This is a genomic window from Paenibacillus zeirhizosphaerae (genome assembly GCF_030705605.1).
GTDB classification, from domain to species: domain Bacteria; phylum Bacillota; class Bacilli; order Paenibacillales; family Paenibacillaceae; genus Paenibacillus; species Paenibacillus zeirhizosphaerae.
Map to the genome: position 1 here is coordinate 17,037 of NZ_JAPCKK010000030.1, position 17,746 is coordinate 34,782.

Annotated in this window: 18 protein-coding genes and 1 riboswitch; of the genes, 15 read left to right on the forward strand and 3 right to left on the reverse strand. The window is 50.2% G+C overall.

The annotated features are described in order from the left end of the window. The first annotated feature begins 74 nt into the window (after positions 1-74). Positions 75-184, forward strand: a riboswitch (TPP riboswitch). Between the two features lie 131 nt (positions 185-315). The 6 genes from OIN60_RS17985 to OIN60_RS18010 all read left to right on the forward strand — a co-directional run bounded on the left by OIN60_RS17985 (position 316) and on the right by OIN60_RS18010 (position 5,014). Further along, positions 316-918, forward strand: coding sequence for a thiamine phosphate synthase (locus tag OIN60_RS17985; protein WP_305756252.1), 603 nt, complete (start codon positions 316-318; stop codon positions 916-918). A gap of 62 nt (positions 919-980) precedes the next feature. Next, complete coding sequence (gene thiO, locus OIN60_RS17990; protein ID WP_305756253.1) at positions 981-2,138, forward strand: glycine oxidase ThiO; 1,158 nt, start codon at positions 981-983, stop codon at positions 2,136-2,138. After that, positions 2,135-2,338, forward strand: a complete 204-nt coding sequence (gene thiS, locus OIN60_RS17995; RefSeq protein ID WP_305756254.1) for a sulfur carrier protein ThiS — start codon at positions 2,135-2,137, stop codon at positions 2,336-2,338. The genes thiO and thiS overlap by 4 nt, the downstream gene beginning before the upstream one ends. 1 nt (position 2,339) lies before the next feature. Then, positions 2,340-3,110 carry a thiazole synthase gene (locus OIN60_RS18000; protein ID WP_305756255.1) on the forward strand — a complete coding sequence of 257 codons (771 nt, stop codon included), beginning with the start codon at positions 2,340-2,342 and terminating at the stop codon, positions 3,108-3,110. Continuing rightward, the gene (locus tag OIN60_RS18005; protein WP_305756256.1) at positions 3,103-4,191 is read left to right on the forward strand and encodes a ThiF family adenylyltransferase; all 1,089 of its coding nucleotides are present in this window, start codon (positions 3,103-3,105) and stop codon (positions 4,189-4,191) included. Before OIN60_RS18000 ends, OIN60_RS18005 begins: the two co-directional genes overlap by 8 nt. Positions 4,192-4,309: 118 nt before the next feature. Beyond that, on the forward strand, positions 4,310-5,014 hold the full coding sequence (locus OIN60_RS18010; RefSeq protein ID WP_305756257.1) for a response regulator transcription factor: 705 nt from the start codon (positions 4,310-4,312) through the stop codon (positions 5,012-5,014). Positions 5,015-5,084: 70 nt separating this feature from the next. On the opposite strand, the gene OIN60_RS18015 is transcribed toward OIN60_RS18010, so the two are convergent. Together OIN60_RS18015 and OIN60_RS18020 are read right to left on the reverse strand one after the other, a co-directional pair. Continuing rightward, positions 5,085-5,588, reverse strand: a complete 504-nt coding sequence (locus OIN60_RS18015; protein ID WP_305756258.1) for a C40 family peptidase — start codon at positions 5,586-5,588, stop codon at positions 5,085-5,087. A gap of 307 nt (positions 5,589-5,895) precedes the next feature. Further along, entirely contained in the window at positions 5,896-6,537 is a 642-nt protein-coding gene (locus OIN60_RS18020) for a thiamine diphosphokinase (RefSeq protein ID WP_305756259.1), read from the reverse strand. A gap of 169 nt (positions 6,538-6,706) precedes the next feature. On the opposite strand from OIN60_RS18020, the gene OIN60_RS18025 reads away from it, so the two are divergent. Together OIN60_RS18025 and OIN60_RS18030 are read left to right on the forward strand one after the other, a co-directional pair. After that, positions 6,707-7,378 carry a trimeric intracellular cation channel family protein gene (locus OIN60_RS18025; protein ID WP_305756260.1) on the forward strand — a complete coding sequence of 224 codons (672 nt, stop codon included), beginning with the start codon at positions 6,707-6,709 and terminating at the stop codon, positions 7,376-7,378. A 5-nt stretch (positions 7,379-7,383) separates the two neighbouring features. Continuing rightward, a complete protein-coding gene (locus OIN60_RS18030) occupies positions 7,384-7,848 on the forward strand; it encodes a low molecular weight protein-tyrosine-phosphatase (RefSeq protein ID WP_305756261.1) in 465 nt (154 codons plus the stop codon). A gap of 219 nt (positions 7,849-8,067) precedes the next feature. On the opposite strand, the gene OIN60_RS18035 is transcribed toward OIN60_RS18030, so the two are convergent. Beyond that, on the reverse strand, positions 8,068-8,802 hold the full coding sequence (locus OIN60_RS18035; RefSeq protein WP_305756262.1) for an alpha/beta hydrolase: 735 nt from the start codon (positions 8,800-8,802) through the stop codon (positions 8,068-8,070). Between the two features lie 255 nt (positions 8,803-9,057). On the opposite strand from OIN60_RS18035, the gene pdhA reads away from it, so the two are divergent. The 7 genes from pdhA (at position 9,058) to OIN60_RS18070 (ending at position 17,614) form a co-directional block, all read left to right on the forward strand. Then, on the forward strand, positions 9,058-10,125 hold the full coding sequence (pdhA, locus tag OIN60_RS18040; RefSeq protein WP_305756263.1) for a pyruvate dehydrogenase (acetyl-transferring) E1 component subunit alpha: 1,068 nt from the start codon (positions 9,058-9,060) through the stop codon (positions 10,123-10,125). Positions 10,126-10,214: 89 nt separating this feature from the next. Next, positions 10,215-11,195 carry an alpha-ketoacid dehydrogenase subunit beta gene (locus OIN60_RS18045; protein ID WP_305756264.1) on the forward strand — a complete coding sequence of 327 codons (981 nt, stop codon included), beginning with the start codon at positions 10,215-10,217 and terminating at the stop codon, positions 11,193-11,195. 16 nt (positions 11,196-11,211) lie between these two features. After that, positions 11,212-12,861 carry a 2-oxo acid dehydrogenase subunit E2 gene (locus OIN60_RS18050; RefSeq protein ID WP_305756265.1) on the forward strand — a complete coding sequence of 550 codons (1,650 nt, stop codon included), beginning with the start codon at positions 11,212-11,214 and terminating at the stop codon, positions 12,859-12,861. Positions 12,862-12,864: 3 nt separating this feature from the next. Further along, the gene (lpdA, locus tag OIN60_RS18055; RefSeq protein WP_305756266.1) at positions 12,865-14,286 is read left to right on the forward strand and encodes a dihydrolipoyl dehydrogenase; all 1,422 of its coding nucleotides are present in this window, start codon (positions 12,865-12,867) and stop codon (positions 14,284-14,286) included. A gap of 235 nt (positions 14,287-14,521) precedes the next feature. After that, positions 14,522-15,316, forward strand: coding sequence for a thymidylate synthase (gene thyA, locus OIN60_RS18060; protein ID WP_305756267.1), 795 nt, complete (start codon positions 14,522-14,524; stop codon positions 15,314-15,316). Positions 15,317-15,370: 54 nt separating this feature from the next. After that, positions 15,371-15,856, forward strand: a complete 486-nt coding sequence (locus OIN60_RS18065) for a dihydrofolate reductase (protein ID WP_305756268.1) — start codon at positions 15,371-15,373, stop codon at positions 15,854-15,856. 270 nt (positions 15,857-16,126) lie between these two features. Then, a complete protein-coding gene (locus OIN60_RS18070; protein WP_305756269.1) occupies positions 16,127-17,614 on the forward strand; it encodes a glutamate synthase subunit beta in 1,488 nt (495 codons plus the stop codon). The last annotated feature ends 132 nt before the right edge of the window (positions 17,615-17,746 follow it).

Here is a 17,746-nt window from a genome sequence, read left to right on the forward strand (position 1 = left end):
GAACTGGATTGTGCTACCATGAATAGGGATTTGAGAAAAAAGCATATACAGTCATACAGGTGATGGATTAACCTGTATCACACTGGGGGAGCCGCGGCTGGCGGCTGAGACGGAATACATGCATTCCGGACCCTTTGCACCTGATCTGGATCATACCAGCGTAGGGAAGTGGACAGTAGCCGAATATAGATTGAATGCGTTCCCGCTGCTCAGCGGGGGGATTCCTTGTATTTCGGTGAACATGTAAGTTCAGCCGCTTCCTGATATAGGGGAGCGGCTTTTTTGCATGCCCGCACAACAAGGGGGAGGCATGAAATGATGGAATTTCATCTTATTACGGACGGTTGCCAGAGCGCTGAACGCACGGCGGACATCATGCGGATAATCGGCCCCGATATCGACCTGCTGCATGTCCGTGAGAAGCGGTTGAGCGCAGCGGAGCTGTACACATTTATGTCGACGATATCGGAGCGGGGCTGCTGTCTCCCGGGCCAACTGGCAGTCAATGATCGGGTGGATGCGGCGCTTCTATTCGGAGCTGGGACCGTACAGCTTACTTCGCTTAGTTTGCCGTTGCGGCTTGTGAAAGAGGCGTTCCCGGCTCTGCGCTGCGGCGCATCCGTCCACTCACTGCAGGAAGCGCTGGCCGCAGAGCAGGCGGGAGCCGATTATGTGTTGTTCGGTCATATTTATGAATCCACTTCCAAGCCAGGAATGCCTCCGCAGGGGTTAAGGAGCCTGGAAGAGCTCTGTCATACGGTCTCCATCCCGGTTATTGCGCTTGGCGGTATCCAGCCTCATCATGTGCAGGACATTAAACGGGCTGGCGCCTCCGGCATTGCGGTGATGTCCGGCATCTGGAGGGTGCCTGATCCGGCCGGGATGGCAAAGGAATACAGGAGAGCGCTTATGACTTGAAGCGCGGAGTTTCAGATCAGATGAGTCCCGATGAATACTGGAGAATGGGAGGAGGAGAGTACATGGCTTATTCAGCAGACTGTGCTGTGATCGGAGCGGGCGTGATTGGCAGCTCCATCGCTTATCAATTGACGAAACGAGGCTTCAAAACCATCCTGATTGAAAGATTGGCTCCAGGACAAGGGGCAACCCGGGCAGCGGCCGGAATGCTGGCCGCGGAATGCGAGGCTTTTGTTCATCCAGAGCTGGCCGCCTTGGCGATGCGAAGCCGGAATATGTTCGGGGAGCTGGTACGAGAGCTTGAAGCGCTGACAGGACTGCAAACCGGCTATGTGACCGCAGGTTTCGTGATCCCTGCCCGCACTCCGGTAGAGGCAGAACGCTTATCGGCCCTTGCCGATAAGAAAGATGGAGCGGCTGTGCAATGGTGGGATGCCGAAGAGATTTCCAGAAGGATTCCCGGCCTGAAAGGGCAAGTAGCAGGAGGCCTATTCCGCGAACAGGAAACCCAACTGCTTCCGCAGCGGTTAACTCGGGCTTTGGTGGCGGGTGCGGAAAAGCTTGGTGCAGAGCTGCTGACAGGCACAACCGTACACGAAATTCTGACAGTGGATAATCGAGTGCGTGGCGTAAAAACAAGCGGGGGGCATATCGTTTGTCCGAAGGTTGTATTCGCAGGAGGTCTTGATGAGCTGAGGCTGCTTAGGACTTGTGGCATCCAGCTTGACATGTATCCGGTCAAAGGCGAGGTTGCTGCCGTCACCATGCCTGCGCGTCCGCTGGACTATACGATTTACGCCGAGGATGTCTATTTGGTACCGAAGCCGGACGGGGAGCTATGGATTGGCGCAACGAGCAGGGCGCATAAAGCGGGAGCGGACGTGTCCGCAGGAGGGCTGCAGCATCTGCTTACACGTGCGTGTGCCTGGCTGCCGGAGATCCGGGAGTCGTCTTTCCTGAGAGCATGGTCAGGACTGAGGCCGCAAACGAGGGATGGTCTTCCATTTATTGGTCCCGTCCCGGATGTTGCCGGATTATATGCGGCTTGCGGACATTACCGTAACGGAATTTTGCTAAGTGCCGCTACGGGTGAAGCCATAGCCGACTTTATAACAGGTCTTACGGCAGAGCAGCTAAAGCTGATGGCCCTGTCCCCGGAAAGAGTCAAGAGACCGCCCGCTGCTGTGCATGGTTATGCTGCCAAGGGGGGAGTGCAATGAAGCTGGTGATCAACGGGCAGGAGATGATATTTGATACAGAGCTTCAAAATGTGGATCAGTTGCTGAAAGCGCTGGACCTGCAGGTCAAAACGGTTGTTGTTGAGTTGAATCGGCACATATTGACGAGGGACATTCATGGCGTAACCGGATTGAAAAACGGAGATCGGCTTGAAATTGTACATTTTGTGGGGGGCGGATAATATGCTGCAAATTGGAGATAGAGCTTTTCATTCGAGACTGTTGCTCGGAACCGGGAAATTTTCGGATCTTGAAATTCAAATGAGGGCGGTTCAGGCTTCGGAAAGTGAGATTCTCACCTTTGCTGTGCGGCGCTTGAACCTGCAGCAGAAGGAGCAGAGGAATTTCCTGGATATGCTGGACCTGTCGCAATTCACGCTTCTTCCCAATACCGCAGGGGCAGCCACCGCGGAGGAAGCTGTCCGTATTGCCAGATTGGCCAAGGCTTCCGGTTTATGTGATATGATAAAAGTCGAAGTGATCGGAGATGACAAAACGCTTCTCCCCGATCCGTTAGAGACGTTAAAAGCGTGTGAAATGCTGCTTGCCGAAGGCTTTATTGTGCTGCCCTACATCTCGGATGATGTCATATTGGCCAAAAGACTGGAGCAGCTCGGCGTTCACGCCGTGATGCCTGGCGCTTCCCCGATCGGAACGGGACGGGGAATCCTCAATCCATATACACTGGAGCTGATCATAGAACAGGCTTCCATTCCTGTGATTGTGGATGCTGGCATCCGTTCGCCGGCCGATGCGGCACGCGCGATGGAGTTGGGCGCGGACGCTGTGCTGTTGAATACGGCAGTATCCGGCGCCGGCGATCCGGTAGCCATGGCAGAGGCCATGAAGCTGGCGGTGAGAGCGGGCAGGCAAGCGTTCAAGGCCGGCATGATTCCCGTTAAACGGTATGCTTCGGCAAGCAGCCCTACAGAAGGGATGGTTACATATGAGTGAAAGCAGAACAGCGGCGTCAGCAGATCCCGAGCCTTCCACTGCAGGAAGCGCACCGGCTGGGGCTGATCGTTACTCCCGGCAGGAGCGCTTTGCGCCCTTTGGGCGGGAGGGGCAGCGAAAGCTGCAAACTTCTCATGCGCTGATTATTGGAGCGGGGGCGCTCGGTACAGGAATCGCGGAAACGCTGGTCCGCTCAGGTATTGGCACGATTACCATCGCTGATCGCGATTATGTCGAGTGGAGCAACCTCCAGCGGCAGCAGCTCTTTGCGGAATCGGATGCCCTGCAGAGAACGCCTAAAGCCATCGCGGCCCAAAATCGCCTGCAGCAAATTAATTCCGAATGTATCATCCATGCCCATGTGCTTGATATCGATGGCGAAGCTTTAGAAGAGCTGGCCACGGATGCGGATATCATTATGGATGCTACTGATAATTTTGACACAAGACTGATCATCAATGATGTGGCCCAAAAGCTCGGCATGCCGTGGATCTACGGTGGATGTGTGGGCAGCTACGGGATTACCTTCACGTTTATTCCGGGTGAAACGCCCTGCTTGAACTGTCTGCTGGGCACAATCCCAACCGGAGGAGACACTTGTGACACGGCAGGCATTCTTCCCCAGGCTGTACAGATGGTTACCGCCCATCAGACGGCGGAAGCCTTTAAGCTGTTAAGCGGCCACAAGGAAGCGCTGCGGGGCAAACTGCTGTCATTTGATGTATGGCGTAATGAAACTACATCGATTTCCGTGGCAGGCGCAAAAAAGGAGGATTGCCCTTCCTGCGGCAAGAACAGGGAGTATCCGCATTTGATGGCCTCCAATCGGCAAAAGGCGGATGTGTTATGCGGCAGGGATACTGTGCAGATTCGACCGGCCCGCAGGACAAAGCTTGATTTGAAATCGACGGCTGCCCGCCTTGCCGCCACCGGGGATGGTATGGTCGAAAGCAATCCTTTTCTCGTTTCCTTTGATACCGGTAAACATCGGATGGTCATCTTCGGAGACGGCCGCGCGCTGATTCACGGTACGAAGGATATCCCAGAGGCCCGGGTGCTGTATCATCGCTATTTTGGGTGAAAGCCTATAATTGCCGCTTCCGCCTGATGTATGTATTCCATACAGATTCCCCAAACTATGGGTAGGATCATAGATATCACCAGATCGCTTCAGCGAGGCATCAGGGAACAGGTGACGTATGGAAGAACGTATTTTGCTCGTTGGCGGCAAGAGCAGGGAACATATACGGAAAGGCTTAGAGGAAGCGGGATATCGTGTAATTTATCTGCATAACGCACAGGAAGCCGCTGAGAATGTGGAGGATCTGGAATTTGACCTATTGCTGCTTGATGCAGATTTACCCCCTTTGGAGGCAAACCGGCTGCTGAACGGAATGGATGAAGAGAACAAGCGGATTCCCGTAATGATGATTACAGATTCCGAAGCTGTGGACAAGGTGGTTGAATGCTTTGACCGTGGAGCTCATGACGTCGTTATGGCAGAAGTGCCAGCTCAAGTGCTGCATGCCCGCATCAAAAATTTGCTGCTTATTTTTCGTGGCACCCTTCAATTGAACAGCCGTATCAAGGTGGCGGATTTGGTGATTGACAGGGGAGCGCGAAAGGTAAGGCGGGGGGACGGGCACATCGGTCTGACTACGAAGGAATTCGACCTTCTATGGTATCTTGCGCTGCACGTGAATCAGGCATGCAGCAGGCAGCGTATCCTGAAGCATGTATGGAGGCATGAATATATTGCGGATACCAATGTGGTGGATGTATATATACGGCATCTGCGGCTCAAGGTTGATCATGGTCATAAATACAAGCTGATCCGCACGATACGCGGGGTTGGTTACCTGCTTCAGGAGCCGCCAGCGGATGCATCCGATTCGACAACGTAATTTGCCCGTACAGCAAAACAAACCGGAACACAGGGTTCCGGTTTGTTTCATTTGCATATGATATATATGATTACAGTACACGACGGGAGAACAAATAGCCGTTTTTCCAGGTTTTTGAGTCCAGATCGGAGATGGTTACGCCTGGTGAGCCGTACGTATGTAAGATTTTTCCGTTGCCTGCATATACGGCTACGTGTGTTACATTTTTGCCTCTAGAACGGCTGCCGGTAGAAAAAAACAGCAAATCACCGACCTTGAGATTGGATTTTGAAACGGATCTGCCTTTCTTCGCTTGATCTTCAGAAGAGCGGGGAAGACTTACCCCATATTTTTTGAAGATATACTTCGTAAACGAGGAGCAGTCAAAGTTTCTTGTCGTCGTGGTGGTCGCCCCGAATTTATAAGGAGTTCCCATATATTTTTTACCGTAATTAACGATTTGTTGACCTTTAGATACAGCGGTGGCACTAGCCGCCTGCGCGCTTGGAGCCTCTATGGCTGCAACTGCCCCAAATCCGATGGAAGCAGCGATTCCGACAGAGATGATTTTCTTAAATAAGCTGTTGAATTTCATTTTGTTGTTGTACCTCCAGGAGTAATAGTCATTCGTACTGAATGCTTGGTTTCTCACAGGACTGAGTATAACAGTTTTGTAACCTCCTAAATGTTGGATGGATGTGCTTAAATGCTGGAGCAGCAAGGGTTTGAGTCTGATTATTAAAAAACGGTTAAAATTACAGCGGTTAATTAAAAATGGAACGAAATCATGAGATAAAAAGAGGCCAGGAAGCTTGATTATTCAAGGTTCCCGGCCTCTTTTTAAGATTGGCTTTGGTTGAATAAATATTACAAAATTGTAATCAGTGTTACGAGGGTTGTAATCAATCTCTGCTTTGGATAATGAGCAGCATGCCACTCTCGATCGACACTTTGCCGGAGGGAGCGACCAGACGGTTGCTGACCCCCCTGGATTGTCCCATTTTAAGGGTGGCATTCACCAGCGGATACATAAAGCCTTCCAGATTGATGCCGGTCACTTCAGTGGTCATCGGAAGCAGGGAGATATAGGTATAACCCCGGTCTTCAACGACAGCCTCCGTGCCTGTCAGCATGATCCGGTTATGAGCATCCTGGATAACACAGTGAATGTGATGCTGCATCGCCCGCAGCAGCATTTGCAGATTGGCCAGCGTGTGATCCATTCTCGTGCCGGTCGCGCCAAGAAGCAGGACCTCACCGATCTGCTCCCCGATCGCCAGCTCAAGCGCCAGCTCGGTGTCTGTAAGATCCTTATGGACAGGATCACAACTGAGAATGCGACTACTGTATGCTTCAACCTGCTGCTTCTGCTCCGGAAGAATGGAATCAAAATCGCCGACCGCGATATCCGGGCGAATCCCGTGCTCCACCAGATATAACGCACCGCGGTCTGCGCCAATAATCAAGTCGCCTTCCCCGATCTCGGACCAATCGTCCGGGGACAAGGCTCCGCCGGAAAATATAATTGCTCGTCTGAAGCTCATCCGCTACATCTCCTCTGAGAAAAATACACTATGTAAGAGTATAACCCGATAAATATCACTTGCACAATTTCCCCTAGTTTGGCTACAATGAGTACGTGAAAAGTTGACAAGGGAAGTAAGGGTTATATGAGGTCAGGTTAGTTAGAGAAAAAGGGAGAGAGGCAAGCCGTTGGAATTACATATTTTTGACTGGTTTAGCATTATCGGTACGATTGCATTTGCGATATCCGGAGCAATTGTGGCGATGGAGGAAGAATACGATATTTTGGGCGTGCTTGTGTTGGGGCTTGTGACGGCATTTGGCGGGGGAGTTATCCGAAACGTTCTGATTGGCGTGCCGGTGACCACGCTTTGGAGCCAGGGCATGCTCATTACGCTGGCCGTCATTTCCATAGTGATCGCATTTATGCTGCCTTACGAGTACATTAAGCACTGGAAACGGACCGAAGCGCTGTTCGATGCGGTAGGCCTGGCTGCTTTTGCCATTCAGGGGGCACTTTATGCCACCCAGATGAATCATCCGGTTATTGCCGCTGTGGTCGCGGCTTTCTTGACAGGAACAGGGGGCGGTATGATCCGTGACCTGCTTGCCGGCCGTAAGCCGCTTGTATTGAGGGACGAGATTTATGCCGTATGGGCCATGCTGGCAGGATTGGCGGTAGGCATTGGCTTTACAGACCGCACGGCGGAGCTGATCGCGCTTTTTATAGGCGTTATAGTATTTCGTATGCTTTCCGTGTATTATAAATGGAAACTTCCGCGCCGATCGCTGCGTCGCCCGACGGGGCAGACTGGAATTACCGAGGCGGGAGCGGCGGACTGGCGGGTTCAGAAAGGATAAGAAGCATGGTACGAGTGTTATTTGTATGTCTAGGCAATATTTGCAGATCTCCTATGGCGGAGGCTGTATTAAGACACAAGGCGGGGGTTCGGGGGCTGCAGAGCTCGATTGCAATCGATTCGGCTGGAACCGGGAACTGGCACATTGGGAAGCCGCCGCATGAAGGAACGCTCAAGCAGCTCAAGCTGCATGGCATCAGCAGCGAAGGGATTTTCGCACGCCAGATGCAGACACGCGATTTCGAACAATTCGACTATATCATCTGCATGGACGACTCTAACGAACAGAACCTGCGCACAATCCCAGGAGGGGAAGAGGCGAGAATCCTGAAATTTATGGACCTGCTTCCTAATGAATCGCTGCGCGAGGTTCCTGATCCTTATTTTACAGGCAACTTCGAGGAAACCTACAGATTAATTGATCTCGGATGCGAGGTCCTTCTGGACAAGATTGTAAACGAAAAGCTATAATATGGTCGTAACATGGCAAAAGAGGACGAACGGCAGCAGTGCCGTTTTTTCTATTGTTTAGATGAAAGCGCAAACACGCCTTAAGACCGGAAAAAGAAAACCCGGCCATGGAGGACCGGGACAGGAAGGAGCTGTGGGAGCAACGGATTTATTGCTGTGGACCATGAAATAGTACGTTAAGAAACACCATATAACGGGTATTGGTTGGTAAAGCTTTTTTCACGCCAGCCCGAGAAAATAGCTCAGCGCGTCAGGCAGCTCATTTTGCCAAAAGCCCCAAAGGTGCTTGCCATCCTTCTCGCGGTAAGAGACCGTTGCCCCCCGTTCCCGGAGCATCTCAGCCGTCTTGCGATTAATCTCGACAAAGTTATGGATTCCAGTGTCGCTTTTAAACTCCGTTTCTTGCAGGCCTACCGTCATCCAAACCTCCAAATAGGTAAGGTTCTGGGCACGGGCGATAATCTCGCGTGACTGGTCGTAGTAGGCGCCGGACAAGCTGATTACTCTTGTGAACAACTCGGGATACATCAGTGCCAGATGCAAGGAGACACTGCCTCCCAGTGAGTCGCCGGCAAGCACGCGCTCTGAAGCTTCTCTTCGGATAGGGTATTTTCCCTCAATATAGGGAACAATTTCCTTGGAAAAGCAGGAAGTGTATGCCTCGAACAGACTGCCAAAGGGTGCATACTCCTGTGTCCGTATGGAAGTATCGACTTCAACGCCTACAATGATGAAAGGCTCCAACCCTTCATCGAGAATCAGCCTGTTGGCATGAGTTGCGACGCGTCCAAAATTGAAAAATTCCTCACCATCCTGACAATAGACAACAGGATAGCTCAAAATTTCATTATAGCCAGGTGGAAGGTAGATCCGGAGATTGCGTTTTGCGTTCAAAAAGCGGCTCTGAATCTCGTCTTTGAGAATCGTTCTTTTCAGGTAGCGGGAATCCGTCATGCTTCGTCACCTTTCGTGGGTATTTTTTTGCATTCAAGACCACAATAAGTTAAGATAACCCTGATTGCAAAAACTGGTTTCATTTTTAAAGATGTACTAGACTGTTATAGTGATTTTCATAACCTGTTATACATACACGATTTCCGTAAAACAAATAAAAATGGCGGATATCTTTGACTCGAGAGGTAAAACAGGTGTATAATAATTCTATAACAGCGGAACTTGATATTCAAATTTTTTGTTGAGGTGAAGAAAATGAGCAAGGTTCCTTACGAAGTGTATACGGAGGAAGTGGAAGCTCTTTCCGTGCTTTCGCCGGAAGGTGAAATTATTAATGAAGAGAAGATGCCTAAGCTTACCGACGATCAATTGAAAGAAATTATGTACCGTATGGTATTTACCCGTACTTGGGATGACCGCGCAGTTAACCTTGGTCGCCAAGGACGTCTCGGCTTCTATGCTCCGGTATCCGGTCAAGAAGCGACAATGGTCGGCAGTGAGTACGCTCTTGAGAAAGAGGACTTCGTTGCTCCGGGTTACCGTGATATGCCGCAGATCGTATGGCATGGCCTCCCGTTGTATCAAGCTTTCCTTTATTCCCGTGGCCATCAGCATGGCGGTCAAATTCCTGAAGGCGTTAATGTATTGATGCCGCAAATTATTATTGGTGCGCAAATTTTGCATGCCATGGGTATTGCGATGGGCTTCAAGCTCAAGAAGCAAAAACAAGTTGTCATTACTTATACGGGTGACGGCGGTTCCTCCGAAGGCGATTTCTACGAAGGTCTTAACTATGCTGGAGTTTACAAGCTTCCGGTTATTTTCTTTGTGCAAAACAACGGTTATGCCATTACTACGCCATTCTCGAAGCAGACAGCCGCTCTGTCCATCGCGCATAAAGCGATTGCTGCCGGTATCAAAGGCGTAAAAATTGACGGCATGGATGTTTTTGCGGTTATTAAAGCGGTTCAGGAAGCTGCTGAACGTGGACGTAACGGTGAAGGCGCTACCCTGATCGAGGCTGTCACTTACCGCTTCCGTCCACATTCCCTTTCCGACGATGCTAGTAAATATCGTACGAAAGAAGAAGAAGGACAATGGAGCGAAAAGGACCCGATTGCCCGCTTGGCCAAGTATCTTGAGAAAAAAGGCCTGTGGACGGCAGAGGATACGGAACGTGTGAAAGAAGAAGCTAAAGCGAAAGTCAACGAAGAGATCAAGAAAGCCGAGAAAACCGAGAAAATGACGATTTCCGGCCTGATTGACAGCATGTTCGAGCACACGCCGAAGCACCTGGAAGAGCAAAAAGCGGATTTTCAATAAAACATAAGTATGAAGCCGGAGGCCCATTCCGGCTCATGATGGATAAGGTACGAATGTGATCTGTTAATGTTTAAGGAGGAAATGAAGCAATGGCACAAATGAACATGAAAGAAGCGATTCGCGACGCGTTGCGCGTTGAATTGAAGCGTGATCCGAACGTCATTCTTTTCGGTGAAGACGTAGGTAATGTAGGCGGCGTATTCCGCGCCACAGAAGGTTTACAGAAGGAGTTCGGCGAAGAGCGTGTATTCGATACACCACTTGCGGAATCCGCTATTGGCGGCCTCGCAGTAGGCCTGGGTATCCAAGGCTTCCGTCCTGTTGCGGAAATTCAGTTCGTGGGCTTTATCTTTGAAGCGCTGGATCAAATGGCTGTTCAAGCGGCACGTATGCGCTACCGTTCCGGCGGACGCTACAATTCTCCAATTGTGTTCCGTACACCATACGGCGGCGGCGTAAAAGCGGCCGAGTTGCATACAGACGCACTGGAAGGTCTGCTGGCTCAGACTCCAGGCATTAAGGTGGTTATTCCTTCCAACCCTTACGATGCAAAAGGTCTGATGATCGCAGCGATTCGCGATAACGATCCTGTATTCTTCATGGAGCACCTGAATCTCTACCATGCATTCCGTGATGAAGTGCCAGAGGATGACTATACAGTTGAACTGGGTAAAGCGAAAGTGGTTCGTGAAGGCTCTGATGTTACGATTATTACTTACGGCATGATGGTTCATACTTCCGTCAAGGCTGCTGAAGAGCTTGAGAAAACAAAAGGTATCAAGGTAGAAGTAATTGATCTGCGCACCGTAAGCCCGATCGACATCGATACGATCGTAGCTTCGGTTAAGAAAACCAACCGTGCCATCGTTGTGCAGGAAGCACAGAAGAGTGCGGGTGTAGGCGCTGAGGTTGTTGCTCAAATCAATGAAAAAGCTATCCTTCATCTCGAAGCTCCTGTGTTGCGTATTGCACCACCAGATACGATCTATCCTTTTGCGCAAATCGAGGATTCCTGGCTGCCAAACCCTGCTCGTATCATTGATGGGGTTCACAAAGTACTGGAATTTTAATTAGGAGGTATTGAACGTGGCAAATTTTGAATACAAATTCCCGGAGCTTGGTGAAGGCCTGCACGAAGGCGAAATCATCAAGATGCACATTAAACCGGGCGATAAAGTAACAGACGACGACATCATCATGGAAGTTCAAAATGACAAGGCTGTCGTAGAAGTTCCTTGTCCCGTAAACGGTACAGTAAAAGAAGTGTTCGCAAAAGACGGCGATGTGTTTAACGTTGGCCAAGTTGTAGCGATCATTGATGCGGAAGGCGATGTGCCTGAGCAGGAAGAAGCAACTGCCAGCAGTCAAGCCGTACAGGAAAAGGATGCTGCTAAGGGCGGAGCGGATACAACTTCTTCTCCTGCGACAGCCAGCCCGGCTGCTTCCGGAAGCTCCAAGTTCGAATACAAATTCCCAGAGCTGGGCGAAGGTCTGCATGAAGGTGAAATCATTAAAATGCACATCAAGCCAGGGGATAAAGTAACGGACGATGACATTATCATGGAAGTTCAGAACGATAAAGCTGTTGTTGAAGTTCCTTGTCCTGTGAACGGCACCGTGGCTGAAGTATTCGCAAAAGATGGCGATGTGTTCCACGTCGGCCAAGTTGTAGCGATTATCGATGCAGAAGGCGAGCTTCCTGAGCAGGAAGGTGCCGCAACGGCTACAGCCGCTGCTGAAGCACCTGTAGCAGTCAACGCGGCCCCTGCGCCTGCAGCAGCTTCCAACAAAGAAGTGCTTGCTACACCAAGCGTTCGTAAATTTGCTCGTGAACAAGGCGTTGACATTACTCTGGTTAACGGTACCGGCAAAAACGGGAAAGTAACCAAAGAAGACGTACAATCCTTCAAAAACGGCGGCGGTCAAGCAGCTCCGGCTCCAGCAGCAGCTCCTGCGGCGCAAACGGCGGCCCCTGCAGCAGCGAAGCCTGCGGCAGAGAAAGCGGTAGCTCCAGCAGCGGCGGCTGATCAGCGTCTTGATGAAGAACGTGTACCGTTCAAAGGAATCCGTAAAGCGATCTCCAATGCGATGGTTAAATCGGCTTACACCGCTCCACACGTTACCATTATGGACGAAGTGGACGTAACCGAGCTGGTGGCATTCCGCACCCGTATGAAACCAATCGCTGAGAAAAAAGGCGTAAAAGTAACATATCTGCCGTTCATCGTGAAGGCACTCGTTGCCGCTTCCCGTCAATTCCCGGCATTGAATGCGATGATCGACGAAGAAGCGAACGAAATCGTGTACAAGAAATACTACAACATCGGTATTGCGACAGATACGGATAACGGTCTAATCGTTCCGGTGATTAAAGATGCGGACCGCAAGAGCATCTGGATGATTGCGGACGCAATCCGTGATCTGGCATCTCGTGGCCGTGAAGGCAAACTGACTCCAGCCGAAATGAGAGGAAGCACCATTTCCATCACCAACATCGGCTCTGCTGGCGGTATGTTCTTTACACCAATCATCAACTTCCCTGAGGTGGCTATTCTTGGAACAGGCCGCATCAGTGAAAAACCTGTCGTGAAAAACGGTGAAATTGTGGCAGCACCTGTAATGGCACTGTCCCTGAGCTTCGATCACCGCATTATCGACGGTGCAACTGCCCAAAACTTCATGAACTATATCAAACAGCTGCTCGCTAACCCTGAGCTGCTGGTTATGGAGGTGTAATCAATGGTAGTAGGAGACGCTTCTCTGGATATTGATACATTGGTCATCGGTGCAGGTCCTGGCGGTTATGTAGCCGCCATCCGCGCCGCTCAACTGGGTCAGAAAGTATTGATCGTGGATAAATCGGAACTCGGCGGTGTGTGCTTGAACCGTGGCTGTATTCCTTCCAAAGCCTTGATCTCTGCGGCCCATCAATACGAAAACGCACTGCACGCCGAATTCTTCGGCGTGTCGGTGGGTGACGTAAAAGTGGACTTCACCAAAACACAGGAGTTCAAGGAAAGTGTTGTTAAGAAAATGACCAGCGGTGTCAGCGCGCTGCTCAAAGGCAACAAAGTTGAAATCTTCAACGGTGAGTGCATGTTCATTAACCAAAATGAAGCACGCGTGTTCAATGACCATGAATCTCCGCGTTACCGTTTCAAAAACTGCATCATTGCTACAGGCTCCCGTCCGATCGAGCTGAAGGTGTTCCCGTTTGGCGGCCGTATTCTGTCCTCGACAGAAGCGCTGAACCTGCCTGAAGTGCCGAAGAGCATGATCGTTATCGGTGGTGGCTACATCGGTGCCGAGTTGGGTCAAATGTACTCCAAGTTCGGTACTAAAGTGACGATTATCGAAGGTATGGATACCGTTCTGCCTGGCTTCGATAAAGACATGACTTCGCTCGTTGCGAAGAACATGAAGAAAACCAACATCGAGATCTTCACAGGGGCTAAAGCAGAAAGTGCTGAGCAAACGGATAAAGATGTTACTGTCAAGTTCTCCGTAAACGGGGAGAGCAAAGAAGTGACCGCTGAATATCTGCTCGTTACGGTTGGACGTCGTCCAAACACGGACGGTGAGCTGGGTCTTGACCTGATTGAAGTGGAAATGGATGAGCGCGGTTTTGTAAAAGTGGACCATCAAGGCCGTACAAACCATAAGCACATTTTCGCTATCGGTGATATCGTCGCAGGCCCTGCGCTGGCGCACAAAGCTTCTTATGAAGGTAAAGTGGCGGCTGAAGCGATTTCCGGCATGCCTTCCGTAGTAGACTACAAGTGCATTCCTGCCGTGGTATTTACGGATCCTGAATGCGCAAGCGTAGGCTACAGCGAGCAGCAAGCCAAAGACAAAGGCCACAAAGTAAAAACCGGTAAATTCTCTTATGCTGCGAACGGCCGTGCCGTTTCCCTGAACGGAGCTGAAGGCTTCGTCAAAATCGTGGCTGATGAAGAGAGCGGTCTGGTACTGGGCGCACAAATCGTGGGTATCGAAGCATCCAACCTGATTGCCGAGCTGGGTCTTGCCATCGAGATGGGAGCTACTCTTGAAGATATCGCTCTTACGATCCATGCGCATCCTACGCTGGGTGAACTGGTTGCCGAGGCAGCCGAAGTGGTATTGGGTCATCCAATCCACACGATGGCTCCTCGCCGCTAATCCTATTACTGTATTATATATTTTACACAGGACAGAGAACGCCAAGCGCGTTCTCTGTTTTTTTCGAGTTGGTCAATTTGAACTCTTCAGTGGCGAACAGGCGTTTTTTTCATCTGGAGAGAGTCTGCCGCTCATGGTACACTTAGAATCAGAATGTTCATGAAGAGACAGGCGTGAGTGGTGAGAGTGAACGAATTAGGTCATATATCATGCTGGATGAAGAGGGGGATGTGTAGTGAAGAATTATTTGGACTTGCTGCAGGATATTATGGAACATGGAACGGATAAAAACGACCGTACTGGCACCGGAACCCGTTCGGTCTTCGGCAGACAGCTCCATTTTGATCTGTCTGAGGGATTTCCGCTTGTGACGACAAAGAGAATCCATTTGAAATCGGTCATTCATGAGCTGCTCTGGTTTTTGCGCGGTGATACGAATATCGCTTATCTGAAGGAACACGGTGTTACAATCTGGGATGAGTGGGCGGATGAGAATGGGGATCTCGGTCCTGTGTACGGCTCACAGTGGCGTGCCTGGGAAACGCCGGACGGCAGAACCATTGACCAGATCTCGAATGTCATAGATTCGATCAAGAATAATCCGGATTCCCGCAGGCATATCGTGAGTGCATGGAACGTCGCGGAAATTGACCACATGAAGCTGCCGCCATGCCACTTTGTGTTTCAATTTTACGTCGCGTCCGGCAAGCTGTCCTGCATGCTGACGATGCGCTCGGTTGATACCTTCCTGGGTCTGCCTTTTAATATTGCAAGCTATGCATTGTTGACACATATGGTGGCTCAGCAGTGCGGCCTTGAAGTAGGCGAGTTCATCTGGTCCGGCGGAGATGTGCATATTTATTCAAATCATTTCGATCAGGTGCGCACACAGCTCCAGCGTGAGCCTTATCCGCTGCCGAAGCTGGTGATTAAGCGGAAGCCTGAATCGATTTTTGATTATACATTCGAGGATTTTGAGTTTGAAAATTACCAGCATCACCCTGGGATTAAGGCACCTGTAGCTATTTAATAATGACTGAACCGATATAATGAAGCTTCTTGATGCTTGAGAGGGGTGAACAGCATGAGCATTTCGATGATATGGGCGATGGATGAGAACGGGACGATTGGGCGCGACAATGCTCTGCCCTGGAGACTGCCGCGGGATATGGCATTTTTTAAGGAGCAGACGCTTAACAAGACGGTGCTGATGGGACGTAAAACGTGGGAATCCTTCGGTGGTAAAAGTCTTCCACAGCGAAATAACATCATTCTTACCCGCGATCCGCATTATGCCGCAGCAGGAGCGGGCGTGATTCACAGCCTTGAAGAAGGGCTGAGGCTGGCTGAGCAGGAGCAGCTTATGATTATCGGAGGGGCGGAAATCTATAAGCTGTTTTGGTCCCATGCCGACCAGTTGATCGTAACCCGTATTGAAGAAGTGTTCGCAGGGGATACCGTTTTTCCGGCCTTAGACTGGAGCGGCTGGAAGATCGTGCGCGAAATTCCGGGCATCACAGACGAGAAGAACCCTTATCGCTACCGCTTTGTATATTACGAAAGAGTGTAATCCCCGCCTGGCAAGGTTTACTATTAAATAAATATACGATATTTCTATTTATTATACATGCATGTGTATGGTATACTATTTGAAATATTTATTGCTGTGATTGAAAATACATTTCGCTTTTCGCTAAAAAGTTGCACAGCATTTCAACACTTTTCTGCTTTATTGTGATACAATGAATCAAATTTGGTTCAACAAGATACACCGTTTCATGTACGTGTGGTGGAATGTTCGTGAAGCGGGCACAGATAAGAGGAGATGGGGGAACGTAAGATGTCTACACCAACAGGGTTTATGGAGTATAAGAGACAGCTTCCTGCTGACCGTGACCCGCTGGAACGGGTGAAGGACTGGGAAGAATTCCATAAGCATTTGAGCGAAGAAGAATTGCGCACGCAGGGTGCCCGTTGTATGGACTGCGGAACCCCTTATTGCCATACTGGCTTGGATATGGCCGGCAGCACTTATGGTTGTCCTGTTCACAATCTCATTCCTGAGTGGAATAATCTTGTATACCGCGGACTTTGGAGAGAGGCGCTTGATCGTCTGCACAAGACGAATAATTTTCCCGAGTTCACCGGTCGTGTGTGTCCCGCTCCATGCGAGGGTTCGTGTACCGTCGGTCTGATCGGACAGCCTGTGACGATTAAGACGATTGAAGAAGCGATTATTGAGAAGGGCTTTGAAGAAGGCTGGGTTGTCCCGAATCCTCCTGAAAAGCGCACAGGCAAGCGTGTCGCTGTCGTAGGGTCCGGTCCTGCAGGTTTGGCTGCTGCTGCGCAGCTTAACAAAGCCGGTCACAGCGTAACCGTGTACGAGCGTGCCGATCGTGTCGGCGGACTTCTGATGTATGGCATTCCAAGCATGAAGCTGGATAAGAAGATTGTGCAGCGTCGTGTGGATCTGCTGGAGGCGGAAGGGATAAAATTTATTACTGGTACGGAAATCGGTAAGGATATTTCTTCACAGCAGTTGGTGGATGAGTATGATGCGGTAGTTTTATGCGGAGGAGCAACGAAACCGAGGGAATTTAACATTGAAGGCAGCGATTTGAACGGTGTCCATTATGCAATGGATTACCTGAACGGCACGATCAAGAGCTATCTGGATTCCGGTCTGGAAGACGGTAATTTCATTAGTGCTGAAGGCAAGGATGTTATTGTCATCGGTGGTGGTGATACCGGTTCGGACTGTGTAGCCACATCGCTGCGTCATGGCTGTCGTAGCGTGACCCAATTTGGTACGCACAACAAGGCACCACTGGAGCGTGACCCTATCGCCAATCCATGGCCGCAATTCCCGAACGTGTATCAGCTCGATTATGCCCAGGAAGAAGCGAAGGCGATTTTTGGCGATGATCCGCGTGAGTTCTCTATCATGACAACGAAATTTGTCGGAGATGAGAACGGCAGCCTGAAAGAGCTGCATACCGTACAAATTCAGCGTATTGTCGATGAAACAGGACGGAAGATCTACCAAGCGATTCCTGGCACAGAGCGTGTATTCCCAGCTCAAATGGCCTTGATCGCAATCGGATTTGATGGTCCCGAGCAAACTATTGTTGAACAGATAGGCTTGGAAACGGATCGCCGTTCGAACGTTAAAGCCCGTTACGGCAAGTATGTAACCAATGTGGATAAAGTGTTCGCTGCCGGTGACATGCGTCGTGGGCAAAGTCTGGTCGTCTGGGCCATTCATGAAGGCAGAGAAGTGGCCCGTGAAGTGGATAAATATCTGATGGGCTCGACCGTGCTAGTTTGAGTCTAGCCATCGTCAATACTACTGATTCTGTTATGAGACTCCGCATGAGCGGGGTCTTTTTAATATCTTTTATTGTCATTAAATATAACATACAACTTCTGCGTTATCCACAAAATATGTGCTGAAAATGAA